Origin of the sequence: Massilia sp. TWP1-3-3 (assembly GCF_049897805.1) — a bacterium.
Lineage (GTDB): Bacteria > Pseudomonadota > Gammaproteobacteria > Burkholderiales > Burkholderiaceae_D > Telluria_A.
Window position 1 is genome coordinate 1 of record NZ_JAFCWX010000011.1, and the last position, 26,263, is coordinate 26,263.

Here is a 26,263-nt window from a genome sequence, read left to right on the forward strand (position 1 = left end):
CCAAACTTCCAAAGACATATTTCCTATAGGCCCGCAACGCGGCTCACGGGCCGGGCTTGTCCAACAAACGGTTCAGATCGAGGCGTCGCTACGCTCGCTCGATCTAACCTTATTCGTTATATTTTTCACACATCGGGAATTAAATGTCGGCCACGCCTCGGGTCGGGGTCTGCCTCGTAGCAGACTCCTTATTAGTTTCATCGACGAAGTAGCTAAAAGTGCGTTGCAAACGACTGCTTATGGCCGGTTCCTGTCGATTGTACGCGACGGCATCAGACCTAGACGAGCTTCTTGAGTACCCGCGCCAGCCGGGCGTTCATGGCTTCGGCTGGTTGGCGTCAACTATCTTGGCCGGTTGGCGTCAATTATCTTGGCCGGTGAAGCGAAGTGTTGTTAATCCTTCTTTTCCTTCGTTTTTTGCTTGGCGGTGGTGTTGCCCGCCGATGCTGCTCGTCGTCGATAGCTTTCCACGTTTAACTCGAAGATGGTCGAGTGGTGTACCAGTCGGTCCACCGCCGCCATTACCCACCACCCTGCGCCTGCGCCATCTCCAGCGCCGGCAAAGTAACGGTCAGAAAGGACGACACCTGGCCGATCAGCTCCGCGGCTTGCTGACGCACCTGCCCCATCTGCAATATCGACAGCTCCGCCTGGCGCACTGCCTGCTGGATCAGCGTGCGCCGCTGCACCAGAACATCGAGCAGCGTCGCATCCGGCGCGCGCCCGGCCAGTTCCGACACCACGGCCAGCGCCACCCAGTGCAAGGTCAGGTTCTTGGCCGACTCGTCCAGGTTGCGCGTTGCCAGCTCGCTGTCCGACATCAGTTGCTGCAGCCGCGCCCGGGCGGCGATCAGCTCTGGCTTGTATTGCGCGGGCGACGTCGCACGGCTAAAGAGCTTGCTAAATACGCCAGTCGGCGCCCTGGTGCTGCCGAGCGCCGCTTCAAGTAGCGCGGGCACTTCCATACCCGCGAACTTGCGCACCAGTTCTGTCACGGGCTGAAGCAGGGCTGCCTGCTCCATCAAGGGCGCCTCCGCCCACTCGGTGACCAGTGACAATTTGACCGGCAGGATGCGGCGGAACAAGGCGGCCAGACGCTGCTCCGAGTTCTGGAACAACACCGGATAGTCGGTCCGGACGGAAGCCAGGGCATCGCGCACCGCGCCGTGATCCTCGCTGTCAAACAGCGCTTTAGGCGCGGCTTTGGGCGGCATGCGAGCCGTCATCGCGGCGGCCGGTACATCATCAAAGGACAGCACCTTGGGCGGCGTGGTCGCGCCGACCGGGGCGGCAGGTTGCGGCGCCGGCGAGGCAAGCTGTTCGTCGCCAAAGTCGAACGCCTTGGGCGTCACCGGGCGCGCGGCGCTGTCCGGGGGCAGCGCCGGCTCCTCGGCGAAGTCGAATGCCTTGGGCGGGTGATTTGTCATCAAGTAGCCGGCGTCGGGAGCGGTTGGCGGAGCCCCGGGCGTCTCAGATGGTGCCGCCGAGCTTGCGGATGAAGGTCGCCAGATTGAGCTTGAAGCCGGCACCCACAGCCTGGAAGCGCCAATCGCCATCCTTGCGGTAAAGCGAGCCGAACTGCAGCGCGGTCTTGTCCGAGTAGTCTTCGTTCAGGTCGTAAGACGCGAGCTCTTCGCCGGTCTCGTCGTTGTACACCTTGACGTAGGCGCCATTCACCCGGCCAAAGTTCTGCTTGCGTGCTTCGGCGTCGTGGATGGTGACCACGATCGGCAGCTCCACCACTTCAGCCTGTACCTTGGCCAGGTCGACGGTGATGACTTCGTCGTCACCATCCCTGTCGCCGGTGCGGTTGTCACCGGAGTGCACCACCGCGCCGTCCGGCGACGTGGTCTGGTTGTAATAGACGAAGTGCGCGTTGCTGAGCATGACGGGTTCGTCCGCTGCGTTCTTCTTGCACAGGAACACTGACGAATCCAGGTCGAATGCCTGGCCGTCGGCCGCATTCACCTTCCACCCGAGGCCGATACGAACGCGCTTCAGGCCTGGGGAGGTTTTTTCGAGGTTGATGCGATGGCCGGTTTCGAGAGTCGTCGACATGGACTTTTCCTTTTTTTGTAAAACGTGTATTTTCGTTGGAATGAGGACCGGGAGCAATAGGAGGCTTCCCGGCTTACCCCGCCGTGGGCGAGAAGCGCGCAATCAACTCGCGTTCGAGTTCCTGCAGTTTCGGCAGCTCGTCCTTGCGGCGCTGCTGGCCTTCTTTCGAAATTTGCTCGAGCTTGTCGAACGCGGTAATGAGCTGCGTTTGCACATGCTGCGCGGTTTCGAGGCTGACCAGGGAACGCTGTTTCACCCGCGCCACCGTCTCGGTGTTTTCCAGCAACATGTCAGCCTGGGCGCGGAAGGCGGCATCGGTGGCGTCGTACGCGGCATTGGCGACGGCGGCGCTCTGCTTGGCCTCGAGCTGCAGCAAATACAGCGAGAATACATTGCGCCAGGCGGGCACTGAAACGTTGACGATATCGGTAAACGTGTCCGTCAGGGAGCGCGCATTGTCCTGGGACAGGCGGATCTGCGGCACCATCTGGGTGGCCATCAGCATGGCACGGCGCAGGTCGTCGATGCGCTTTTCGAGACGCTCGTGACGACGTTTAAGCTCGGTAGCCTGCTGCGCCTCGAAAGCGTTGGCCGCCACCGGTTGCTGCGCAATCGCTTGCGCCAGCGTGTGCGCCCAGCCCTCGCCCTTTTTCACGTCCGCGTCCAGCCCTTGATAATAAATTTCCAGGCCCTTGTACATTTCATCGAAATCGTGGATGCGACCCTTGTGGACGTTGGCGTGGCGCGTCATTTCGCTAACCAGAGTGTCCATGCGCGATTCGACCACCTGGTACTGCGACAGCATCTTTTCCTTGACCGAGCCGAACATGTTCGACACGCGCGACAACAGCCCGCCCGAACGCAGCTTGGACGGGTCCAGGCCCTTGGAGGTGGCAATCAGTTCGTTCAACTGCGCGCCGAAGACGTCCGCGTCCGAGGCCCGCACCGTGCCGAGCAATTTGGCCGAGATCTTGGCCACGCCGGTGCCGGTGGAGCCGCCCAGCGACTCGATGGCTTTGTCGTCGATGCCGGAAATGTCAACCCGGACCAGTGGCGCCGCGCTTACCTCAGGAAGCGAGGCCGGAAGCATGCCTGAAGTGACGGCAGGGGTCAGCAGCGGCGCCAAAGTCGGCGCGCTCGCCACAGGCGGCACCGATCCTGCCTGCGCTTCTTCGTCGGAGGAAAACAGCGGTTTCATAAAATCCCTTCAGGTTGAAAGTGACAACTATCGTAGCTTACCACCGGCCCATCTTGCCGTTCGGGTTAACCCGCGCGCCAGAACGAAGAAATCTCGTTGTCCAGGCGCGCAAGGCCATGGCATCACGCGTACCGCATCAATGCCAGTTTGCAGTGATGGTCGGAATCAGCGTCGTCTGATAGGCGGTACTCAGCGTCGTCTGTCCCGCTGCCGGTGGCGCAAAACCGGCCATCGCATTGACGAGGTTTTGGACCTGGCTGTCCAGCAAGACTTTGCCGTCACTGGTCTTGAACTGTTCCACGTGGTATTGGTTTCCCAGATACCAGCTATTTAGAACAAACCTGTCCGCCGTACCAATGATGTCCACTTGCAAATTGTTGCCCACCCGCTGGAACCAGAGCTGATCGGTCGTGATGCCCGACCCAAACTGCGCCAGATCGATGTTGCCCGCCGTTGCATCGTTTTCCATGATGGTGTCGATGCCGTAACCGCGCCCCAGCAGGTAAGTGTCATTGCCCGCACCGCCCTGCAGGATGTCGGCGCCGGCGCCGCCGTCGAGCGTGTCAGCACCCGCATTCCCGGTCAGTGTATTGATTCCACTGTTTCCGACAAGGACGTTGTTGAGCGTGTTGCCGATGCCATTGATGGCCGTCGCTCCTGTCAAGGTCAGGTTTTCAACGTTGCCGGCAAGGGTATACGTCACACCCGACTGCACCAGGTCGGTTCCTTCGTTCACGTTTTCGGTAATCAGGTCGCCAGCGTTGTCCACCACGTAGACGTCGTCGCCCAGACCACCGAGCAGTTTGTCCGCCCCCGCGCCACCGTCAAGGCTGTCGTTGCCTGCGGCACCGACCAGCGTATTGATGGCGCTATTACCGATCAGGATGTTAGCAGCGGCGTTGCCTGTTCCATTGATGGCCGTCGCACCAGTCAACGTGAGGTTTTCCACGTTCGCCCCCAGCGTGAAGGCCACGCTCGATTGCACCAGGTCGGTGCCTTCGTTCAAGTTTTCGGTCACGATAGTGGCGCTGTTGTCCACCACATAACTATCATTGCCGGTGCCGCCTTGCATGGTGTCGATGCCCGCTCCGCCGTTCAGCGTGTCATTGCCGGCGCCGCCGGCCAGGACGTTGGCAGCCGCATTGCCCATCATGATGTTGTCTGACCCGTTCCCGGTGCCGTTGATCGCGCCGGTGCCCGTCAGGGTGAGGTGCTCGACGTTGGCCGCCAGGCTGTAGCTGACGCTGGACTGCACCAGATCCATGCCCTGTCCCGCGTTCTCCGCAATCACGTCCAGGCCGTTGTCGACAACGTAGACATCGTCGCCTGCGGCGCCCGCCATGCTGTCGGCGCCGGCGCCGCCATTGAGGGTATTGGCGGCGCTGTTACCTGTCAGCACATTGTTCAAGGCATTGCCGGTGCCGTTCAGGGCACTGCTTCCCGTCAGGGTAAGATTGTCGACGTTGGCGGCCAGTGTGTAGCTGACACTGGACTGAACCAGGTCTGTACCTTCGTTCAAATTCTCCGTGATCACGTCGCCCGTGTTCTCCACCACATAGGTGTCGTTGCCCAGGCCGCCCAGCAGCAGGTCCGCGCCGGCGCCGCCATCGAGCGTGTCGTCGCCCGCCGCGCCAGTCAAGGTATTGATGGCGCTGTTGCCGGTCAAGTAGTTGTCCCCTGCGTTGCCGCCTGCATTGACCGCCGCCACGCCCGTCAAGGTGAGGTTTTCCAGATTGGCCGCCAGGGTGTAACTGACGCTCGACTGCACCAGGTCCGTTCCCGCCCCGGCCGCTTCAGTCGTCACATCGGTCGCGCTGTCGACGACATAGGTGTCGTCGCCGGTGCCGCCGGCCATTGCGTCATTGCCGGTGCCGCCATTGAGCAAGTCGTTTCCGGCGCCGCCGTTGAGCGTGTCGTTGCCCGCCAACCCATTGAGCGTGTCATTGCCCGCGCCGCCCACCAGCGTGTCGGCGCCGGCCGTGCCGTTCAAGGTCTGGTTGGTCAGACTGACCACAATGTCAAACACATCCGAGGCCGTCAGGTTGCCGCTATCCTTGGACGTCACTTTGACGCTGACCGTTCCCGTGCTTGGCGGGGTGCCGCTGAACACGCGGGTCGCCGCGTTAAAGCTCAGCCACGATGGCAGTGCGCTGCCATCGGCCAGCGTGGCGCTGTAGCCCAAGGTGTCGCCGCTGTCCGGGTCGGTAAACGCATTGGCCGCAACGGTGTAACTGAAGGCGGCGCCCAGCGACGCAGCCTGGTCCGCCAGCGCTGCGGACAGCACCGGCGCCCGGTTCAGCGCGCCGATGGTCATGTTGACGTATTCGCCGGCCGACGAGTTGTAGCCGTCGGTCCCCCACAGGATGAACTGCAGCGCGCCGACATTGCCCGCGCCGGGCGTTCCCGACATGGTCCGGGTCGCGGCATCAAAGCTCAGCCACGCCGGCACCGCCGAGCCATCTGCCATCTTGATGCTGTAGGTGATCGAATCCCAGGCATCCGGGTCCGTAATGGTGTTGGCCGCAACCGTGTAGCTAAAGACGCTGCCGGCTTTCGCTTGCAGGGCCGGCAAATAACTGTTGATGACTGGCGCATGGTTGTTCTTGGCGCGATCCACTACCGTCTGAATCATGGCCTGGTCCCAGGATGCGCCGCTGGCAAACTCGATGCGGTCGATCTTGTGGTCGGCCGCCTGGCCTGCCACGGTCGTGTTCGCCCCGTAGTAGTTGATCAAGCCGATCTGGTCGTTGGTCCCCTTGATTTTGAAGAACAGGTTGGCGCCGGACTGGAATGCCTGGACGTCCGTCTCAGCAATGCCGCTGCCCAGGCGCAAGGTATCGGTGGCGCCAAGCAGGTCGGTGTTGTCGATCGAATCCTGGCCGTCGCCGCGGCTGAACAGGTAGACGTCATTGCCCTGGTCGCCCGACAGGAAGTCGTTGCCCAAGCCACCAGTGAGGATATTGTTGCCCTGATTGCCCCACAGGCCGTTGTTCAGGGCGTTGCCCGTCACCGACAGCGCGGCCGTGCCGTCCACTGCCAGGCGTTCCAGGTTGGCGCCCAAGGTCCAGCTGACGGTGGCGCGCACGAAATCGTCGCCTTCGTTGGCTTGCTCGACGATGGCATCGCCCGCGTCGTCGATTTCATAATAGTCGTCGCCCAGCCCGCCGAGCAGGGTATCTTGCCCGACGCTGCCAAACAGCGCATCGTTGCCGGCGCCGCCGATCAGCATGTCGTTACCGCCCAGCCCCAACAGATTGTTGTCTGCATCGTTGCCGGTGATAACGTTGTCGAGCCCGTTGCCATTGCCGCGGTAGACGGTGCCCGTCAGCGTCAGGTTGTCCACCGCGTTGGCCAGCAGATAGGATGTCTCGAAGCTGCGTATTTCGGTGTCGATCCCTTCCCCGAAGGACTCAAAAATTCGGTCCGATTGGCTGTCGGCGTAATACGTGTCGTTGCCGGCGCCGCCGGCCATGTCGTCACTACCCTGCCCGCCGTCCAGGATGTCGTTTCCGCCCGCGCCTTGCAGCTCATCGTTGCCAATGCCGCCGGACAAAATGTTGTTCGCCGCGTTGCCGATCAGGGTATTGTCGCCCTCGTTGCCCGTGCCATTCACCGCGCTATTGCCGGTCAGCAGCAAGCCCTCCAGGTTGGCGCCCAGCGTGTAGCTCAGGCCTGTTTCCACCGTATCGAAGCCCGCGTCGGCCGCTTCAATCACCTGGTCGGCCAGAGTGTCGACCACAAAGGTGTCGTCCCCCATCAGCCCTTCCAGCACGTCCGCGCCGGCGCCGCCGTCGAGGCGATTGGCATAGTCATTGCCAGTCATGCGGTTGGCCAGTGCATTGCCGCTGCCGTCGATCGCGCCGCCGCTTGACGCCAAGACCAGGTTTTCCACGTTGGCCGAGAGCGTCGTGCTGGCCGTAGCGTGGACCGTGTCTACGCCTTCGTTGGCCGCTTCCAGCACCACGTCGCCCGTTTGGTCCACGTAGTACAGGTCGTCACCGGCGCCGCCGCTTAAGGCGTCCAGCCCCGCGCCGCCGTCGATCACGTCGTTGCCTGCGCCGCCGGCAATCACGTTGTCGCCTGCATTGCCGGTCAGGATATTGGCCAGTGCGTTGCCGGTCAGCGCCAGATTCAGGTCGCCGGTCATCGTTCCGTTTTCAAAATTGTTACCCAAGGTCACGCTGACGCTGCTGACGACCGTATCGACCCCCTCATTGCTCAGTTCGGTGAAGCGGTCGCCCGCATCGTCCAGCACGTAGGTGTCGTTGCCCGCCCCGCCGGCCAGCGTGTCGGCGCCTTCGCCGCCATCGAGCTGATCGTCGCCCAGGCCGCCCTCCAGGCTGTCGGCGCCGGCGCCACCGAAGAGCTGGTCATTGCCATCATTGCCGTACAGGCGGTCGACGCCGGCCAGGCCGCTCAGCGTATCGTTGCCGGCGCCCCCGCTCAAGGCGTCGTCGCTGGCGTAACCGGTCAGCACGTCATCGCCCGTGCCGCCGTTGAGCAAGGCTTGCCGCAGCGCGGCGCCTTCCAGGGTGCTGCCATCGGCGCTTTTCAAGCGGAAACTGTAGTGCTCGAACACACCGTCATTGAGCATCACGTCGCGCAGGCGAATCGCATCCTGGGTAGCGCGGATTCGTACCACCACGTCGTTGTTGTCGCGCAGCAGTTCCACTCCCGCGAGACCAATCTCGGCGGACACCAAAATTGTGTCGGTCGCTGCAGCCGTATCAAGGAAATTTCTGACCAGCACATCCTGGCCGGACCCGGCTTTCAGGAGGTAGGTATTGTTGTCCGCGCCGCCCAGTAACAGGTCGGCTCCGGCGCCGCCGTCGAGAACGTCGTCGCCCGCGCCACCATCGAGGCGGTCGTCGCCGTCGCCGCCCAGCAAGGTGTCCGCGCCCGCCAGGCCGTCAAGCCAGTCGTTGCCGGCCAGGCCGTTGAGCGTGTCGGCGAGCGCGTAGCCGGTGAGGGTGTCGCCGCCGGCGCCACCGGTCAGCAAGCGCAGCTTGAGCTGCTCCAGCGTCCACGTGGTGCCGTCGTCGAACACCACGTATTCGATCTTTTGCACGTTGTCGCCATCGTTCTGCAGGGCGTTTTGCAAACGCACGGAATCGGTGACCGGCACGCCATTTTCCAGGCGGCTTGGCAGCGTCAACAGAATGTCGTTACCGGAGCGCACAAGCCCCACCTTAGTGGCGCTCACGCCCGCGCGCAAGCGCAAGGTGTCGGCGCCGCCCGCGCTGCCCGAGTAGCCAGCCTCGTCGACGATGTCTTGCCCGTCGCCTACGCCGAACAGGTAGGTGTCATCGCCCTCGCCGCCATGCAGGCTGTCGTTGCCGAGACCACCTTCCAGATTGTCATTGCCCACGCCACCGACCAGCACGTCGTCGTCGGCACCGCCTTGCAATACATCGTCGCTGTCGCCACCGTTCAGGTAGTCGGCACCGCTGCCGCCGCGCAGCGTGTCGTTGCCGGCCTCGCCATACAGGGTGTCATTGCCCGCGTCGCCGTCCAGCACGTCATTGCCCGCCGCACCGCGCAGCGCGTCGGCGCCATCGCCGCCGCTGATACTGTCCGCGCCCGCGTAACCGACCAGGCTGTCGCTTCCCGCCGTCGGCGCCAGCACCCGGGCCTTGATGGCCGCGATGTCCCATACGCTATTGTCAGCAAACACAATCCGGTCCAGTGCATACGGCGTCGTGCCATCGGCGGAGAAAAACTGCGCCACCGTGAGCACGTCCGGCGTGCCTTTGATGCTCAAGACCAGCTCGTTCCAGGCACTGCGCCGCACCTCGATGTCGGCCTGGGTGATGCCCGCGCCCAAGACCAGGCTGTCAATCGACGCATCGGCGTCGTAATTGTTGATGCTGTCTTTGCCATAGCCGCGGCCAAAGCGATACGTGTCGGCGCCGTCGCCACCGGTCAGCTGGTCGTCGTCGGCCCCGCCGTCGAGGTTATCGTTGCCGGCCCCGCCATCGAGATAATCGCGCCCGGCGCTGCCGCGCAATACATCATTGCCAGCCTCGCCGTACAGGCCGTCGTTGCCGCCATTCCCGTCGACGCTGTCGTTGCCGCTGCGGGCATACACAACGTCGTTGCCCACGGCGCCGGCGATCACGTCATCGGACTCGAAACCAAACAAGGTGGAGCCCGCTTCATTGGCCAGCAGCGCACGCGCCTTCACCTCCGCCACGCGCCATACGGTATTGTCGGCAAAGCGTATTTCATCGACGGCATAGCTGGTCGCGCCGTCATTGCTGAAGTAATTGCTGATCGTCACCGAATCGCTGCCGCCGGCAATCGACAAGGTCAAGTCCCCATACCAATTGCGCGTCAGCACAATGTCGCCTGGCGCGATGCCCGGGCCAAAGACGATCGCATCGACCGGCTTGGCACCGTTGCCGTTGCCTTCGATGGCTTCGTAGTTGTTGATCACATCCTGGCCGCAGCCGCGCGTGAAACGATAGATGTCCGCGCCCGCGTCGCCCTGCAGATAGTCATTGCCTGCGCCCCCGTCGAGCACGTCATTGCCTGCCATGCCATACAAGGTGTCGGCGCCGGCGCCGCCCAGTAGCAGGTCTGCGCCCACCGCACCGCGCAACTGATCGGCCGCGCCCGTGCCCACCATGGCCTGGCGTGTCAGCTCTTGCGCCGACCACCTGGTGCCATCGGCAAAACGCACTTCCTGCACCGGATTGTAAGTATTGCTGGGGCTGTCGGAATAGAAGAAATACTGGACGGTGATGGTGTCGCTGCTGCCCGCCACCGACAATATCAGGTCCGAACCGGAGCGCTTCACCGCCACGCTGGACGCACTGATACCGGCGCGGAACTGCACAATGCTTGCCTTGGCGGCGGCCGTGTCATAGCTCGCCTCGATCATATCCTGGCCGTCGCCCGCGCCGAACACATACACGTTGTTGCCCGAACCGCCATTGAGCACGTCATTGCCCGTCCCGCCGATCAGCAGGTCGTCGCCGGCGCCCCCGTACAAGGTGTCGTTGCCCCCCTTGCCGTCCAGGATATCGGCGCCAAGGTCGGCCTGGAAGGTATTGCCGGCACTGTCGCCCGCATAGATGTCGCGCCCGGCCGTGCCTGCGCTGGCCGCGCCGGTCATCACGTTGTAGCCGACGTCGGCGAAGGCTTGCGCCACGGCCGGTTCGGTGGCCGCGCGCAGGGCCAGGGCTACGATCTGATCGGCCCCGTTCCAGCCCAGCGGCGCGAACGACGCGCCGAATGCCTTGTTAAAGTCCAACAATAAAGCGGCGCCCTCGTAGGCATTGGTGCTGGCGAGCGCTGCCAGGCTGGCATTCATGCGGGTAAAGTCGAACGTGGTGCCGGCTTCGGAAATGCGCAAGTCGATCTGATCTACATAGCTGTTCAAACGCATCACAGGCAACAAATTGGCCTGCGCATCGTCGAGCAGACGGGCCCACAGCGAATCGACTTGCGGCGTGCCGTTGGTGGGCACGGGAATCGTGACCCGGATGTAGCCGCCCTGCGAAGATACCGTCGCGTTGCGGTTTTGAAACATGATCTCGCGCAGTGACATTTCGATCTCCACAATCACCGGAATGCGCCCGCCGCCGGAGTTGAAGAGCCGCTGGAATTGATCCCAGTTCAGCGCATCGCCCTTGACCTGGGCCCAGTCGAGGAAGGTGTAGCCGGTAAACGCTTCGTATGCCTGAACGCGCTCCAGTCCGCCCACCATACGCTCGCGCATGGCATCGAACTTGCTCAGCTCGGTGCCCGACAGGGTAGTTCTGAAGACACTGCGCTCGGCCACGCCGGCCTTGATCGCCACGTCCATCCAGCCGCGTTCCTGGTCGTCGAGCGGGTCGCTGAGAATCAGGCCATACCCTTCCGCCAACGCTTGTTTACTGGCGCTGTTGTACCCTGAGTCATTGCCCCACGCTTGCATCAAGGCACCCACCGCGTGCTGGTAGCCGTCGCGCGTGGTGGCATGCTTTACCTGGTTGAACAAGCCAATCAGTTCCGGGCTCTGGGTTGCCGCAGCCCGCAAATCGCGCACCCAGCCGCTGCCGCCAATGTTGGCCACCGCCTTGGCCTGCGCGCTGATGGCGATCGGCGCAAACTGGCGCACGAAGTTGTTTTGCGCAAGGATAAAACTGCCCGCTTGCCCGCTGCTGTCATCGGCGCGCGTATAGCTGCCGCTTTGGGCCAGGATCGCGTCCGGATAGCTGGCATTGCTGGCGGCGCTGGTCAGGTTGATGCTCTTGACCCCGGTGTCGGCCAGGCTTTTCAGTTCGCCGGCCTGGCTGATGCCATCCTGGTTCAAATCGCGCCACACGCGCAGCGTCGCGTACTGGGCATCGCTCAGGTCGAATTTGCCGTCGGCATTGCTATCGAGTTCAGCCAGCGCTACGAATCCATTCGCCGCTTTCTTGCCGGCGTTCGGGCCGCTCGTCAGCACGGTTTCATCGCCGAACAGTTCGGCGCCGGAATCGATCAGTCCGTTGCCGTTGCGGTCCCATACCAGCATGCCGTCGTCGGCTGCGGCCCAGGCCGTGCCGGTCTTGATGGTGTCGCCGTTGGCGTCGAACAGCACGCCCTTGGACAGCGGCGTGATTTCCAGGCCGTCGCCATCGAGGTCGAGAATCAAAGGGTCGACGTAGCGCACCACCTTGGTCTTGACCTTGGGGTCGGGGTTGGTGCCGATGTTCGGTGAGATGCCGTTCGGCATATCTCCCATCGGATTGCTCCACGGCGCAGGCGGGATCGAATCGGGCGCGGGCGGATGCTCGACCCACTGGCGCGGATCGTCCAGGCTGTTGATCGTCTTGCCGGACGCAACAACATCGTAAATCCATTTTTCAAGCGAGACGGTACTGCCATTTTCCCTTGCCGTACGCCAGTTCCAGTACTCGTTTCTGCCCACATCGTTGTTGTAGTAATCCATATTGGTCGAGCGCGGATCGGGCGTCGTCGCCACGCCCTCAACTTCATGCTGGTCGCCGATCGATTTGGCCAGATCGGTGCCCAGGTGATCGGTCAGTTTCGCCTGCAACAGCGCGTGCCGGTACGCGTCGTACATATTGTCGCCACCATTACCCCAGCCGCCTGGATAGCCGCCATTCGCGTCTGCCTGGTTGTGGGCATAGTCGACAAATGTACCGCCGGAATAGTAGTAATCCATTATTTTTCCTCGATTTGATAGCTTGCTTGATTGGCGTGACACGCAAATACAATGATTGATTTTTCTCGTGAAAAACACTTCCCTGCTTCAAGGCTGGGAGCTTTCACCATGGCCGTACCGGACATGTCCAGCGTTGTTGCGCGCCCGTTTTTCTCGAACAGCCACCACGTGCTTCCACCGTCGTGCAGCAAGACGTCGTAGCCCTTCGCGCGCTTCCCGGTCTGCTTTTCAAAATCCTTGCGCGACATGTAAGCCGACTGCAGGCAGAGGTCGGCGTAGCGGTCCGGCACCACCGCCGCCAAGTCCAATTTCCCTCCCGGGCAGTGCTTGATTCCTTGCAGCGCTGACAGAATGTTTTTTTTCAACGCATCGTTTGCGGACTCCGTGCGCCATTTGTCGACCATCAAAAGCATCGCCGCAGCGATGAACACCATGAGGACGGGGCCTGATTTATTCATCTTCATACGTCTCGCAATAAAATGATGGGGGAATGCGCGGGCGGAGAATAGCATGGCGATCACATTATGTTAAGAGCAATATTTATTTTGGTCAACAAAACGCGGGAGGACGCCGCCACCTGTGCGCCTGCGCCCGCTTTACAATGGCGACCATGACGCCTTCTCCCCTGATTGACATTGGACTGAACCTCGCCAACCGCCGCTTTACGGCCGACTGGGAGCCAGTCGTCGCGCGCGCCCACGCCGCCGGCGTGGCGCGCTTTATTCTGACGGGCACCTCGCTCAAGGTCTCTCGGGAAGTGGCGCGGCTGACGGAAAAAATGGCGGCGGGCACCGCCTACTTTACTGCGGGCGTGCATCCCCATTACGCCAGCGAACTTGGTGCCGAAGGGCTCGGGGAACTGCGCGAACTCTTGTCCCATCCAAACGCCGTGGCCGTGGGTGAAACCGGCCTGGACTACAACGGCGACCTGTCACCGCGCCATGTGCAGCGCGCGGCGCTCGAGGCACAGGTCGCGCTGGCCTGTACGCTCGGCAAGCCACTGTTTTTGCATGAACGCGATGCGGCGCAGGATTTGCTGGCCATCCTCGATAACTTCAAGAGTCGTTTGCCAAGATGCGTGGTGCATTGCTTTACCGGCAGCGAGGCGATCGCGCGGCAGTACATCGAACGCGGCTTTTATCTCGGCATCACCGGCTGGGTGGGACAGAAAAACCGCAACCAAGACCTGTTGCAAGCTTTGACAGCCATTCCCCCTGAACGCATGATGCTGGAAACCGACGCGCCCTACCTTACGCCCCCCGGCTACAAACCCAGCGTGGCAGGGCGCAACGAACCGGCAGCCCTACCGCGCGTGGCTGAACTGCTGGCCATCGCGCGCGGCGTGCCGCTCGAGCAGGTGCGCGCCGATGCCTATATGGCGAGCATGAAGTTTTTCGGGCTCAATGATCTTCCGGGATAGGCCGGACCACCAAAAACAGATACGACATGGCGCCCAGGAACGCGATCGCGGCGCCGGTCAGCAAAGCGGGCACGAAGGACCAGGTCTGGGCGATGTAGCCGGTCAACACGGGCGCCAGCGCGCCGCCCAGAAAGCCGCCAAAATTCTGGATCGCACCCAGCGACGCGATGCGGCTCGGCGGCGCCGCCACGGTGGCCAGCGACCAGGCGCAGGCCGACGACGCGTTGGCCAGAAAGATGACCACCGAAATGCAGGCGACGGCCGCGACGTTGCTCTCGACCAGTGCCGCCGGGATCGTGAACGCCACCATGCCCAGCATGCCCGCCACCACCGCGTTGCGGCGCCCGGCGAGCGGCGAGGCCGCACTACGGGCCACGCGGTCCGACGCCCAGCCGGCGATCAGCGCGCCGGCAAAGCCGCATAAAAAGGGGATCGAGGCCACCAGGCCGGCGGACTTCAAGTCCATGTGGCGCGCGGTGCGCAGGTAGCCTGGCAGCCAGGTCAGATACACCCAATTGAGGTACACCGAGCCAAAAAAGCCGAGCATCATGCCCCATGTGGCGCGGTGCCGGAACAAGGCGCGCCAGGCGGCAAAGCTGCTGCCCGGCGCGCCCTCGCTTGCCTGGTCGAGCTGCAGATAGGCGCGCTCGGCGGCGTTCAATTGCGCGCGCACGGGGTCGCGATACAGGACCAGCCAGACCACGGCCATGAGCAGCCCGAGCGCGCCGGTGGCGAAAAACGCCCAATGCCAGCTGCTTGCAGCAATCAAGGGCGCCAGCAGCAAGGGCGCCAGCGCAATGCCCAGCGGCGACGCCGAATTGTAGATGCCCGTCGGCGTGCCGCGCGCCAGCGGGGGAAACCAATTGCTCACCACGCGCGCCGCCGACGGGAATTGCGGCGCCTCGCCAATGCCGAGCGCGATGCGGGCAATGACGAAGTAGCCAAACGTGGCCGCCAGTCCACCTGCGGCCTGGGCCAGCGACCAGACCACCAGGCCAGTACCGAGCAGCCAGCGCGGCCCGATCCTGTCCACCAGCGCGCCCACCGGGAGCTGGCACAGCGCATAGCTCCACGAAAACGCCGACAGCAGTACGCCCATTTCCAGCTGCGACAGGCCGAGGTCGGCGCGAATGAATTCGTTGGCCACCGACAGGGTGGCGCGGTCCATGTAGTTGATGACGCCGCACACCACCAGCAGCACCAGTGACAGTGTTTGGCCGCGACGAATGCGGGGAGGGGTGGCGTGGCTGGAAGATGTAGTCATGGGCAATGCCGGCTGCGCGCTGGAGCGCGTACGTGTCGTGTGGGGGAAAAATCAAGGGCTCGCCAATTGGCCCGACAGACTGTATGCGGTCTGCTCTCTTACGGCAAGAGTTGATTTTTTACACAGGCACAAGGAGGAGAAAACCGCAGCGAAAAACGGCCGGCTCCCGCTCTTTTAATGGGGTGCGTGCGCAAGCTGCGTCAATATCGCATGCGCGGCCTTGATACGCTGCGCAATTGGATAGCTGCGATTTGCCAGCATCACAATCCCAATCTTCCTGTCGGGAACAAAGGCAGCGTAAGCGCAGAATCCTGCGGTCGAGCCGCTCTTGTTGAACCAGGTCGGCCCCGACGGCAAGCGTGGCGCGGCGATTTTCTGCGCCGGGTTGGCATCCAAGAGCATCCCGCTGGCGTTGCCAGCTTGCAGATGTTCCAGCGTGACGGGGTAAGCATATTGTTCCCAGCCCAGCCCTTGCGCCATGTTGCCCACTTTGAAATAAGGAATGTGCGTGCCTTCGATGGCGCGCTGCATCGGCTTTTCCAGACTGCCCGGATCGATATTCAACTGCACGTAGCGGATCATGTCGGCCGCCGTCGATTTGACGCCATAAGCTTCAAAGGCCAGTACGCCGGGATTCATCCGGATCGGCTTGTTTTCTTTGGCGTACCCCCATGCATAGTCCGCCTCGGCCGGCGCCGGCATCCTGATATGGGTGTGGGAAAGGCCTAGTTGCGGGAACAGCTGCTGCTCCATGGCGTCAGCAAAACTGCTGCCCATTGCCATCGCAGAAATGTGCCCGAGCAAGCCGATGCTGGGGTTGGAATAGCGGCGCTGGGTGCCCGGCGCGGCGTCCGGGGTCCACTGGCCGAAGTAGTCAACCATCCGTGCATTGACGACTTCGTCGGGAAACTGCAGCGGCAAGCCGCCGGCGGTATAGGTTCCCAGGTTGAGCAGGCTGGCCTTGTCGATGGCTTTGCCCTTTAACTGGGGGATGAATTTGCCGGGATGGTCGTCCAGCGCCAGCTTGCCCAGCACTTGCGCGTAGGAAGCCAGCGTTCCCGTCAAGGTCTTGCTGATGGAGCCGATCTCGAACAGCGTCGACTCGCTAACAAGCGTCTTTTGCTCGCGCGAGGCGACGCCGTAATTGAAAAAGAATGCCTTGCCGTCGATCGTCACTGCCACCGCCGTGCCCGGCACGTCGTACTGCGCCATCAGTGGGCGGATCGCGCCATCGACGGCCGCGCGCAGTCTGGCCGGGTCGCCGGCGCCATGGCTGGCAAGGGGGACGCAGCAAGCCGACAGGGCGATGGCGAAGCGGGTGGCGATTGGTCGCTTACAGTTCAAAATGGTTTTCCTTGTGATGGCATTGGATTGTTGCATTATGTGCCGCAGGGAGCTGGTCAAGCACTGGCCCTGCCGTTCTCACGGCCCCACTCATACAGCGACTGCAAAATGGGACGCAGGCTTGCCCCGCGGGCGGTGAGCGAATACTCGGTGCGCGGCGGCTTTTCGGGATGCAGCGCGCGGTGCACGATACCGTCAGCCTCCAGTTCGCGCAACTGTTGGGTGAGCATCTTCTGACTCACCGGCGGAATATTGCGCTGCAGTTCGCCAAAACGCATCGTCTCTTCGGCCAGCATGTGCAGGATGATCGGCTTCCATTTGCCGCCGACGATATTGATCGCTGCCACCAGCGGGCAATCGATCGTATTTTCGAGATGCCACTGCTTTTTCATCGCACCTTCCTTTGTAGAGTGACAGGCACTAAAAAGTGCCTACTTGTGGGTTCCGCCCCACTTGTTGACAATCAGGCGCATTGCAGTTCACCCTCGCCAAGGAGCTCCCGTGCCGCCCTCGCTTCAGATTGTCCGCGTTCCCATCCTACCGTTCGGCATGATCAATTGCCACCTGATTATCGGGCCGCTCGGCTGCATCCTGGTCGATACCGGCTTGCCCGGCACCGAGGCGCGCATCGGCAAGGTGCTCAAGCGCCATGGCCTGGCGTTTGGCGCCATCAAGCTGATCGTCATCACGCATGCGCACGTGGACCATGCCGGCAACGCTGCGCGCCTGCGGGCCCTGTCTGGCGCGCCCATCCTTGCCCACGCCGCCGACCTGCGCCATTACACGCAAGAAGACGCCATGACGTTTTGCGCCACCGGCTGGTTCTGCCGCCTGTTCCTCAAGACGGGCTTGATTCTGCAGCCCTACGCGCCATTTGTTCCCGACATATTGCTGACCGGCGACGAGCAGCGCGGCCTGGCCCCGTTCGGCATCGACGGCGTGGTGCTGCCCACGCCAGGCCATACGGCAGGCTCGATCTCGATCCGGCTGGCGAGCAAGGCGGCCATGGTCGGCGACCTGATCGCGTCCGGTATCTTTCTTGGCGGCCTGGTGCGAACCGGCCACGCCAAACGCCCGCCGTTCGAAGACGATCCCGCCGCCACCGCAGCGGCCCTGCAGCAACTGCTCGACGCCGGGGCCGAGCACTTTTACATGGGCCACGGCGGCCCGCTCCCCGCTGCCGAAGTGCTCAGCCATGCTCGCAAGCTGCGTGCCTTGACGTGACGTGATTTGACTGTACGATCACACGGCCGGCAAGCTGGTGTCATCTTCGCGCTTGTCGGACCTTACCGAGGCCAGCCGGTCGATATGAATCAAGCCCTCGGCCGCGGCGTGCGCGGCGGCAAACACGCTGTCCGGCGCCAAAATGAGCTGGGTGCCGGTCGCGCTCACTTCCTCGATCAAGCGGTCGAGCGCCTCGATGCGGGCCGGGTCCGGATTGACGTTGCGAATGTAAATCACGCGTACCGATTTCGGATGACGGCGCACCACTTCCGCGTAAATTTCCGGGTCTTGCTCGCCGCTGTCGCCAATCAGCACGAACTGCATGTCCGGATAGAAACTAAGAATGAGTTCGATCTTGCCCAGCTTGTGGTTGCCGTGGCTGGTCAGCTTGAATACTTCGCGCATGCCCAGCTCGCGCAGCAGCAGCGGGCCGACGGGAATGCCTTGCAGGCGCAAAAATTCCACCAGCGGCCCGAACAGATGCCACGGGCTGCTCGAGACGTAAAACACGGGATTGTCCTCATTCCCGCCGGCGCCTTGCGTGAGCGCCCGGTAAAAGGCAGCTACACCCTTGAAGGGTTTGCGCGTGTGCGAATTAGAGCGCGCCAGCATCAAGGCCATGTTCAGCTTGTTGGTGACATTGGTCCACAGCACCGTGTCGTCGATGTCGCTGATGATGCCAAAGCGCGCCGTGCGCGGCGGCACCATCACGTCGGCATGCACCCGCACTGGCTGGCCATCGTCCGCCAGGCTGTCGGGCAACTCCAGCGCCACCGTCTGCCAGCCGTCGCCCACCGGCCCGGCCGGGGTGATTTCGAAAGCAAAATACCCGCCCTGGTCCGTGACGGTTTCCAGGCTTTGTCCCTGGAAATGCGCGCGCACCCGCTCGCCTGCCACTTGGTCGGACTCCAGCCGCTGGTACAGCGCCAACAGGTTGCTCCAGCGGCTGTCGGCGCTGGCTTGCACCTTGAAGATCGGCTCGTCGAGCACGCGGCCCTTGATCCACAGCTTGCCCGCATTGCCAAAACCCAGGTAGGGCACGACCATCAAATGCCCGCCGGCGCCGCCCTTGCGCAAGGTGCGCAGCGCCGACTTGGCGAACACGCCGGCCGTGCGCGCCAGCCGTTGATGCAGCGCCTGGTGTTCGCGCGCCTCGGCCGCGCTGGCGCGCTCCTTGACCGGTGTGGCCGGCGCCGCCTTTGCCGGGCCGCGCTCCACCCACACCGTCTCGCCTGCAGCGAGCGCCATCTGCAGCGCATAGTCCACTTCCTGCGCCTTGCGTGGATCGGCCGCCGGCGCCAGCACGTGGACCGCCGTGCCGGCGTCGCGCAGGCGCGCCATTTCCTCTTCCGTTGCTACCCCGGGATTGAGATGGAATACGGCGCCGGCCGGCGCTACGCGCGCGACGATGTCGTCAAAGCCGGCGCGGGTCAGAATCAGGAACGGCATGGTCAAATCCTTGTCGATTGTTTTGCTGCTGGCCTCGCAAGGGGCATTATGGATCACCTCGGCGCCAAGGCATCGCGCGCAAGCATCGGCCCTATTGATGACAAAGTACAACGCTTTTTATCGAATGCGGGTCGGGCGCCTGCAACTTGGCCCAGGATGGCAAGTTTTTCACTTTACCAAAAAAACAAGATGATAAAATAGTTACCGCACAGCGACGCGGCGTTTTCACACTGGCCGCGACCCGTCCCCACCCAAAACCGAGCACCAGATCAAGGAAAAAACACGCATGAAACTTCGCTCAACCGCAGCATTCACCTATTCCATTGCAGCGGCTACGGCGGTTTTTTCCACCGCGACCTTCGCGCAGGCGAGCGCCGACAGCGCCCCCGCCGCCAAGCCGGCGGCCCGCTCGGACCAGATTGAAGTGGTGCGGGTTACCGCGCAAAAGCGCCAGGAAGACCTGGCCAAGGTGGCAATGAGCATCTCGGCCGTCAGTGGCGAACAGTTGCAGGCGCAGCACGTCATCGACGTCACCGACCTGACCCGGATCGTCCCGAATATCTCGTTTACCGCCGCCAGCGGCAATGGCGGCGCCGGCCCGGGCACTTCCAACATTGAAATTCGCGGCATCAGTTCGGCCGCCGGTGCGGCCACGGTGGGCGTGTATCTGGGCGACGTTTCCATCACGGTCGGCAACGTGTACACGATGGGCAATGTCGAGCCGAAGTTTTTCGACATCGACCGTGTCGAAGTGCTGCGCGGACCGCAAGCGACGCTGTATGGCGCCAGCTCCATGGGCGGCACCATCAAGTTCGTCCCCAACGAGCCGGACTTGAAAACGCGCGAGTTCAATACCTATGCCGAGTTTTCCAAGCTCAAGGGCGGCAGCACCGCTTACTCGACCAATGTGGTCGGCAACTTTCCCCTGAACGAAGACATGGCGCTGCGCATCGGCGTGCAAGCCCAGCGCGCGGGCGGCTTCATCAAGCAGGTCGATGGCGCCGGGGCGGTGCTGGCCGAAAATATCAACAAGATCTACGACCAGGAATTCCGCGCCGCGCTGAAGTGGAGGCTGACGCGCGCGCTGACCATCACGCCATCGCTGTATCTGCAGCGCGTGGATGCGCGCGATATTGCCGCCTTCAACCTGGAACTGCCGAACTACCAGGCGCAAAAGCAGGTGCGCGAACCGTCCAAGGATACGCTGCTCAGCCCGAGCGTGACCGTCAACTGGGACCTGGGCAGCGCCGACCTGACCTCGTCCACCAACTATTTCGAGCGTACCTTCGACCGCACCCAGAACGGTTCGGCCTACAATAGTTACTCGCTGTCGACTTTCCTGACTTCGACGGACGACGGCGGCAACGCCCCGCCAGCGCTGATCGACGCCATTGCCGGCCTGCCGTCGGCCGTCTACCTGAACAACCACGTGCGCCAGGTGTCGCAGGAACTGCGCCTCGCCTCCAAGCCTTACGATGCGGCAGTGTCCCCGTGGACCTGGCTGGGCGGCCTGTACTTCTCCACGCAGCACACCAACATTGTCGAGAACGATCCGATTTTCGGCGTCAAGGCCACGTTTGCCCAGTTCGGTTTTAACGCGGAAGATCCGAGCATTTTGCCCGGCTCCTTCGTCGGCGCTTTCCCGGGCGACAATTCGTATGCGGGCAACTTTCACTACCGGGAAAAGCAATCCTCGATTTTTGGCGAAGCGAATTACTACTTTTCGCCAGCCTTGCATGCGACCGTGGGCGCGCGCTACCTGAAGGGCCACACCACGCTCGACCAGAAAAATGCCCTGTACCTGGCAGGCGCCGGCAACAACAGCACGACAAGCCTGTCGTCCAAGGCCTTTACGCCCAAGTTCGCGATGACGTGGGAACTGAACCCGACCAACACGATCTATACCAGTGTCGCCAAGGGCTTCCGCCTGGGCGGCTCCAATGTCTTTGTGCCGCCAACCACCTGCGGCCCGGATCTGGAAGCGAACGGCCTTGAAAACGGCCCGCCGACGTACGCGCCGGACAGCCTGTGGAGTTACGAGGCCGGCAGCAAATCGCGCTTCATGAATAACCGCGTGACGTTCAACGCTGCGGCGTTCTACGTCAAGTGGAAGAACATTCAGCAAGGCGTCTACCTGCCAACCTGCGCCTACACCTACAATGCCAACGCCGGGGAAGCGACCAGCAAGGGTGTGGAATTCGAATTCAAGGCCAAGCCAATGGCCGGCTTGACGCTGAGCGCAACGGGCGGCTACGTCAAGGCCGAACTGTCGAACAATAAAGGCGTCGAAAACGGCATCGTCGGTGCGGTCGAAGGCGCGCGCATCCAGGGCGTGCCCAACTACAACGGCGCCATCAGCGCGCAATACAACTTTTCCGTCTTTGGCGACAAGAGCGCCTTCGTCATGGGCGGCATGCAATGGGTAGGTTCGAGCAAGGGTTCGCTCGACCCGGAACAGACCGACCACAACCGTCCGGCGTACCACACCGCTGACTTCAGCGCCGGCGTGTCGCTCGACCGCTACCAGCTGAGCGTGTTCATCAAGAATGCCTTCGATACCGACACCGTGATCCAGCATCCGCAGGTGGCGTCGATTGTGCAGGGCTACCGCCTGGCGCCGCGCAGTATCGGCATGAGCGTGGCTGCCAAGTTCTGAGTGAGCCGGTGATTTTGTAAGCGTGCTGTACAGCTGCCGTGGATTGGCTGTACAGCACCCGTACAGCGCGCCCGGCGCCTGAGGCTGCAATCCCTGCTAAATCAAGGAGTTGGCTGACGACGGCGCGTGGCATGGCGCTTGCGTATGGAAAGGTGACCAGTTCACCATCCAGAGGCAGCGATGACATTCGAAGCATATGCGTATTTCAGGACCCAAGGCAAGCTTCTTGCCGGGGCACCGGGCGACTTGCACCAGCGGGTGCGCCTTTACCAAGACCTGTACCAGGATTCCGGCAAGCGCAATGTGTTCCCGCTGATTGCCGCACATGGCACCTTGTGGGCGTCAGGCTTTTTCAGGAAAGGTGCGCTGGGGGGCTGGCTGTTGTCGCTCGCCTATTTGTTGGAGCCATCCACGCGCCGCGCCAAGCTGCGCTCGCTGGCCGCCTTTGCCGATACATTTCGCGACATCAATCGACGCGTATGCGCCGAAGCGTACGCGCTGTATCACTACACGAAGCGTTACGGCGGCACCCCTTTTATCCGGCGCGTGATCGGCAATGACTTCGCCGACATCCTGTGCGAGTGCCATTTGGCGAACCAGTTCGATGTAGCGTTCACGCAAGCGCAGCGCGAAAAGCTGTTCACCGCCTTTATTGCGTGGGAACAGGAAACGATCGTCGCGCGTGCCGTCACCGAAGCCTTTCACGCGCTGGACTGGCCAGCCGTTGCTTCCCTGGCGCTGCGTCCACGCGTCAATTTCGCCTATTTTAAACATGCCTTCCACATGCAATTTGAAAATTTTGCGTCGCAAGATGAACGCATCAGGCAAGGCTTGCGGGCCTATCGCTGGGCCGAAGAAGTGGAGCTCGAACGCGTGGAGGCGCTTGCCCGGCCGACGCTCTTTGCTGCATTGGGCCAGCGCTTCCAGTATGCTCTCTGTTGGTAATATCCACGTTCACTTTTTCTGATTGCACGCATGCTCATCCGCCGTCTAGTTGCAACCGATGCCGCGCCATTCCAGGCGCTGCGCTTGGCAGGCCTGCACGACAGTCCGTCAGCCTTCGGTTCCACCTACGCGGCCGAGTGCGCAACGCCGCTCGCGGCAATCGAAAGCAAGCTCGCAGCAGGCACGCTCTTTGGCGCATTTGAAGGTGTGGAGCTGATCGGCATCATTGCCGTCGGGCGCGACAATTCTCCCAAGTTGCGCCACAAGGCTTACCTGCGCGCGATGGTCGTGGCGCCGGCACACCGGGGCAAGGGCGCGGCCAGGCAACTGGTCGACCACGCGCTGGCCGCCGCTGCGGCAATGGATGACGTGCGCCAGGTGACGCTTGATGTCACCGCCGGCAATGCACCAGCGCTCCGGCTGTATGAGTCGTTCGGTTTTCGGGAGTATGGCCGCGAGCCGCGCGCCATGCTGGTCGACGGCGTGTTTTACGACACAGTGCTGATGGTGCGCGAAATCGAACCCGGCCAGCTCAGCTGCGAACACCAGGGCCAAGGCGTCCCCGCGGTTTGAGCAATGCCGAAAAAAGACGGTCGCAGGCAGTCGCGCCAGAGCGGTGTGCACCGGCATCTCCGCCGGCTTCTCCGCCGGCTTCTCGGCACTTAAGCAGCTATTGTTCGATTGAAAAGCGCAGCCCCGCATACTGGACCAGGCGCTGCACCAGCGTTAGCCCCATCGCACTGCCGGCGGTCCAGACGCCGCCGCCAGCCAGCCTGCGTTGCGGGTCACCCACCAGGCACAGGGCGCTTTCGGCAAGCATTTTGGCGGTCGAGCCGTAGCCAGGATCGCGGTCGCCCCGCACGCTGACGCACAAGCGGTTGCCGCTTCGCGACTCGCCCGTAAATTGCAGGTCGTAACGCCCGTTTTCGCGCGCCTTCTGGTCCGGGCCTTCACCCGGCTTGGGCAAGGCAAAGCGGCGCAGCAGCGCCCGCGCCGGGCCAAAGCCGAGCAAGGCATGCTGCAAGCGCGCCAGGTGAGCCATGTTTTTTGCGCGCCGTTCACCGCGCACGCCGTCGCCGGTCAGCATGCGCTCGTCGTAAGTAAAATCTTTGCCCCACGGGTGGCCCAGCAGTGCATTGGTGCGGTGGACGTTCTTGGTGTTGATGGTGGCCATCATGAACGGCCCGGTCCAGGCCTGGGCCCAGTCGTCATAGGCAGCCGAGTCGCCCTCGGGCTGGGGCGCCCCGGTAAAGCCGGGCGTGAGCGCGAACGGGTCGGCCATGGTTCGCGCCAGTGCCGGGTCGCGGCCCATGCGTTCAATGGTGGCCAGGCCGCTGGCCAGCGTGCCGCCTGAAATGCCGCCCTTGATCACGCGCACGCGGCCGCGCACTTGCGTCAGCGGCTCGCCGAAACGTTGCTGGGCCTGGTCCTGCAGGTAGACCAGGCCCAGGTCAAAGGGAATCGAATCGAAGCCGCACGAAAAGACAATGCGCGCCCCGCTGGCCTTGGCCGGGGCGTCGAGCCGGGGGATCATCTGCGCCATCCAGCCGGGCTCGCCGCACAGGTCCACGTAATCGGTGCCGGCCTGTGCGCACGCCATGACCAGCGCCTCGCCGTGCAGCTGGTAGGGGCCGACCGTGGTGATGACCACCTTGGCGCGCGCCACCAGGGCGGCCAAGGCCGCGCCGTCGATGGCGTCGGCGGTGATCAGGGCGGTGTGCCCGGGTGCCTTGACCAGCGCGCGCACCTGCTCCAGCTTGGCTCTGCTGCGGCCCGCCATTGCCCACTTGATGTCGCTGCCGGCGCCGTAGTGTGTGGCCAGATACTCGGCCACGAGCCTGCCCGTGAAGCCGGTCGCGCCAAAGACGATCAGGTCAAATTCCTTGCTCATGCTGGTTCCTCGTGCCGCTGACTCGTCCTGGGTCACCATATCACCCTTTTTGCATCGCCAGGAGATAGCCGATGCCTTCAAAACCGTGCAGGCGAAAGCGCTGGGTCAGCGGATTGTAGCCGAGCCCGCGCCGGTCCTTCAGTGTCAGGCCGGCGCCGGATGCCATGGCCAGCAGTTCGCGCGGCTTGATGAAACGGCGGTATTGGTGGGTCCCGCGCGGCAGAATGCGCAGCACGTATTCCACACCCACGATGGCCGCCAGGTAGCTTAGCGCATTGCGGTTGATCGTGGAAAAGAACACCCAGCCGCCCGGCTTGACCATGGCGGCGCAGGCGGCGATCACCGCTTGCGGGTCGGGCACGTGTTCGAGCATTTCCATGCAAGTGATGACGTCGTAGTGCGCCGCATGGGCAGCGGCCCAGTCTTCGGCGCTGCTCTTGCGGTAGCCGACATCGATGGCTTGTCCCAGCGCGTGCGACTGCGCGATCTGCAGCGGCTTTTCCGCCAGGTCGATGCCGGTCACGCGCGCACTGCGATGGGCCATGGCTTCGGCCAGAATGCCGCCGCCGCAGCCCACGTCGAGCACCGCCTTGCCGGCCAGGCTGCTAAGACGATCGATCCATGCCAGCCGGTGCGGATTGATGCGGTGCATCGGCTTGAACTCGGAATGTTCGTCCCACCACCGTGCGGCCAGGCTGTTGAAGCGTGCCAGTTCGGCCGGGTCGGCATTGAGTGGTGCGATGCTGGTGGCGTTGGTATCCATGCTGTTTTTCCCAGAAAGTCGAATAAAAAATTACCAGTTGGCGCGGTGGCGATTCCAGCGGTACAGAAGGCGGGCGAGCACGCGGTACAGCGGCCCGGTCAGCCAGTAGAAAGGTGGCGCCAGACGGGCCAGCCAGCGCTGGCCTCGGGTTTGTGCCCAGAGGGTGGTAAAGGCGCGATCGCCCACCTGCATGTGGCCGGCGGCATCAAGCACATGCAGGCGCTCGCGCAGCAGTTCCAGGTCAATGCCCAGTTGATCGGCCACTTCCGGGTGCGTGTGAACGTCAACGAACTCCACCGCGCAGCCGTGCATTTGTTTTTTCTGGAAGCAGATGCCGGCGTCGCACACCGGACAGGCGCTGTTGTAGTAGACGGTGGTGGGTGAGGTAACCATGCAGATGAATATACACGCTATTTAGCTAAATAGCTAATTAACTAAACAGGACAGTGTGGTGTATGATGAAGGAAGACCCCACTTTGAAACGCTGCCATGGATCAAATTTTTGCCGCCCTTGCATCCACGCCGCGCCGTAAGATTCTCGCTTACCTGTCCGAGACGGAACTGTCAGCCGGCGACATCGCTGCCCGCTTCGACATGACCAAGCCATCGCTGTCGAAGCATTTGAAGATCCTGGAGTCAGCCGGGCTGATCGCGAGCGACAAACGGGGACAGTTTGTGTTTTACCGGCTGCAGGGAGATAACCTGGCCAATACGCTGGCCGCTTTCCTGCAGGCGGTGTGCCCGGTATCGCACGGGCTCAAAAAAGAAAGCCGCGCCCTGGCGGCAAAGAAAAAACTCAAGCCTGAATAAAATGTTAGGCGGAAAAGCAAAGCGCCTTCCACCCTGCGCCCTCGTCGGCTCATGGTGGAAGGCGCTTCGCTTTCCCGCAGTGTG

19 protein-coding genes and 1 pseudogene are annotated in these 26,263 nt (G+C 62.7%); 7 read left to right on the forward strand and 13 right to left on the reverse strand.

Annotated elements, in window-relative coordinates:
- Positions 1 to 393: 393 nt before the first annotated feature.
- The 6 genes and pseudogenes from ACP7D4_RS12940 to ACP7D4_RS12965 all read right to left on the reverse strand — a co-directional run.
- Positions 394 to 522: pseudogene (locus tag ACP7D4_RS12940) on the reverse strand (IS21-like element helper ATPase IstB); the annotation flags it as partial.
- Positions 522 to 1,427, reverse strand: a complete 906-nt coding sequence (locus ACP7D4_RS12945) for a hypothetical protein (protein ID WP_426209441.1) — start codon at positions 1,425 to 1,427, stop codon at positions 522 to 524. The pseudogene ACP7D4_RS12940 and the gene ACP7D4_RS12945, both read right to left, overlap by 1 nt.
- A 43-nt stretch (positions 1,428 to 1,470) precedes the next feature.
- The gene (locus ACP7D4_RS12950) at positions 1,471 to 2,058 is read right to left on the reverse strand and encodes a TerD family protein (protein ID WP_426106754.1); all 588 of its coding nucleotides are present in this window, start codon (positions 2,056 to 2,058) and stop codon (positions 1,471 to 1,473) included.
- A 73-nt stretch (positions 2,059 to 2,131) separates the two neighbouring features.
- The gene (locus ACP7D4_RS12955) at positions 2,132 to 3,256 is read right to left on the reverse strand and encodes a toxic anion resistance protein (RefSeq protein WP_426209443.1); all 1,125 of its coding nucleotides are present in this window, start codon (positions 3,254 to 3,256) and stop codon (positions 2,132 to 2,134) included.
- Positions 3,257 to 3,392: 136 nt separating this feature from the next.
- Positions 3,393 to 12,413, reverse strand: a complete 9,021-nt coding sequence (locus ACP7D4_RS12960; RefSeq protein ID WP_426209445.1) for a calcium-binding protein — start codon at positions 12,411 to 12,413, stop codon at positions 3,393 to 3,395.
- Entirely contained in the window at positions 12,413 to 12,925 is a 513-nt protein-coding gene (locus ACP7D4_RS12965; protein ID WP_426209446.1) for a hypothetical protein, read from the reverse strand. Before ACP7D4_RS12965 ends, ACP7D4_RS12960 begins: the two co-directional genes overlap by 1 nt.
- A gap of 98 nt (positions 12,926 to 13,023) precedes the next feature.
- Between ACP7D4_RS12965 and ACP7D4_RS12970 the strand changes: the two genes are divergently transcribed.
- Entirely contained in the window at positions 13,024 to 13,833 is an 810-nt protein-coding gene (locus ACP7D4_RS12970; RefSeq protein WP_426209447.1) for a TatD family hydrolase, read from the forward strand.
- Here ACP7D4_RS12970 and ACP7D4_RS12975 read toward each other — a convergent pair.
- The 3 genes from ACP7D4_RS12975 to ACP7D4_RS12985 all read right to left on the reverse strand — a co-directional run bounded on the left by ACP7D4_RS12975 (position 13,814) and on the right by ACP7D4_RS12985 (position 16,833).
- Positions 13,814 to 15,097 (reverse strand): MFS transporter, encoded by a 1,284-nt coding sequence (locus tag ACP7D4_RS12975; RefSeq protein ID WP_426209449.1) that lies wholly within the window; start codon positions 15,095 to 15,097, stop codon positions 13,814 to 13,816. The two genes, ACP7D4_RS12970 and ACP7D4_RS12975, sit on opposite strands and share 20 nt — an antisense overlap.
- Positions 15,098 to 15,271: 174 nt before the next feature.
- Positions 15,272 to 16,423 (reverse strand): class C beta-lactamase, encoded by a 1,152-nt coding sequence (ampC, locus tag ACP7D4_RS12980; RefSeq protein ID WP_426209609.1) that lies wholly within the window; start codon positions 16,421 to 16,423, stop codon positions 15,272 to 15,274.
- Between the two features lie 74 nt (positions 16,424 to 16,497).
- On the reverse strand, positions 16,498 to 16,833 hold the full coding sequence (locus ACP7D4_RS12985; RefSeq protein WP_426106763.1) for a winged helix-turn-helix transcriptional regulator: 336 nt from the start codon (positions 16,831 to 16,833) through the stop codon (positions 16,498 to 16,500).
- Between the two features lie 109 nt (positions 16,834 to 16,942).
- Here ACP7D4_RS12985 and ACP7D4_RS12990 point away from each other — a divergent pair, with 109 nt between their 5' ends.
- Positions 16,943 to 17,665 (forward strand): MBL fold metallo-hydrolase, encoded by a 723-nt coding sequence (locus ACP7D4_RS12990; protein ID WP_426209451.1) that lies wholly within the window; start codon positions 16,943 to 16,945, stop codon positions 17,663 to 17,665.
- 18 nt (positions 17,666 to 17,683) lie between these two features.
- On the opposite strand, the gene ACP7D4_RS12995 is transcribed toward ACP7D4_RS12990, so the two are convergent.
- Complete coding sequence (locus ACP7D4_RS12995) at positions 17,684 to 19,114, reverse strand: App1 family protein (RefSeq protein ID WP_426209452.1); 1,431 nt, start codon at positions 19,112 to 19,114, stop codon at positions 17,684 to 17,686.
- Here ACP7D4_RS12995 and ACP7D4_RS13000 point away from each other — a divergent pair.
- The 4 genes from ACP7D4_RS13000 (at position 19,113) to ACP7D4_RS13015 (ending at position 23,288) form a co-directional block, all read left to right on the forward strand.
- A complete protein-coding gene (locus tag ACP7D4_RS13000; RefSeq protein WP_426209453.1) occupies positions 19,113 to 19,307 on the forward strand; it encodes a hypothetical protein in 195 nt (64 codons plus the stop codon). The genes ACP7D4_RS12995 and ACP7D4_RS13000 overlap by 2 nt on opposite strands.
- Positions 19,308 to 19,400: 93 nt before the next feature.
- On the forward strand, positions 19,401 to 21,770 hold the full coding sequence (locus ACP7D4_RS13005; RefSeq protein WP_426209454.1) for a TonB-dependent receptor: 2,370 nt from the start codon (positions 19,401 to 19,403) through the stop codon (positions 21,768 to 21,770).
- Between the two features lie 180 nt (positions 21,771 to 21,950).
- Positions 21,951 to 22,715, forward strand: a complete 765-nt coding sequence (locus tag ACP7D4_RS13010) for a hypothetical protein (RefSeq protein WP_426209456.1) — start codon at positions 21,951 to 21,953, stop codon at positions 22,713 to 22,715.
- A 30-nt stretch (positions 22,716 to 22,745) separates the two neighbouring features.
- Complete coding sequence (locus ACP7D4_RS13015) at positions 22,746 to 23,288, forward strand: GNAT family N-acetyltransferase (protein WP_426209458.1); 543 nt, start codon at positions 22,746 to 22,748, stop codon at positions 23,286 to 23,288.
- Between the two features lie 97 nt (positions 23,289 to 23,385).
- Here ACP7D4_RS13015 and ACP7D4_RS13020 read toward each other — a convergent pair whose 3' ends face one another.
- The 3 genes from ACP7D4_RS13020 to ACP7D4_RS13030 are packed head-to-tail and all read right to left on the reverse strand — an operon-like array spanning position 23,386 to position 25,762.
- On the reverse strand, positions 23,386 to 24,606 hold the full coding sequence (locus tag ACP7D4_RS13020; RefSeq protein ID WP_426209460.1) for a saccharopine dehydrogenase family protein: 1,221 nt from the start codon (positions 24,604 to 24,606) through the stop codon (positions 23,386 to 23,388).
- 40 nt (positions 24,607 to 24,646) lie between these two features.
- Positions 24,647 to 25,369 (reverse strand): bifunctional 2-polyprenyl-6-hydroxyphenol methylase/3-demethylubiquinol 3-O-methyltransferase UbiG, encoded by a 723-nt coding sequence (gene ubiG, locus ACP7D4_RS13025; protein WP_426209462.1) that lies wholly within the window; start codon positions 25,367 to 25,369, stop codon positions 24,647 to 24,649.
- Positions 25,370 to 25,399: 30 nt separating this feature from the next.
- A complete protein-coding gene (locus tag ACP7D4_RS13030) occupies positions 25,400 to 25,762 on the reverse strand; it encodes a thiol-disulfide oxidoreductase DCC family protein (RefSeq protein ID WP_426209464.1) in 363 nt (120 codons plus the stop codon).
- Positions 25,763 to 25,858: 96 nt separating this feature from the next.
- On the opposite strand from ACP7D4_RS13030, the gene ACP7D4_RS13035 reads away from it, so the two are divergent.
- The gene (locus tag ACP7D4_RS13035) at positions 25,859 to 26,179 is read left to right on the forward strand and encodes a metalloregulator ArsR/SmtB family transcription factor (protein WP_426106780.1); all 321 of its coding nucleotides are present in this window, start codon (positions 25,859 to 25,861) and stop codon (positions 26,177 to 26,179) included.
- The last annotated feature ends 84 nt before the right edge of the window (positions 26,180 to 26,263 follow it).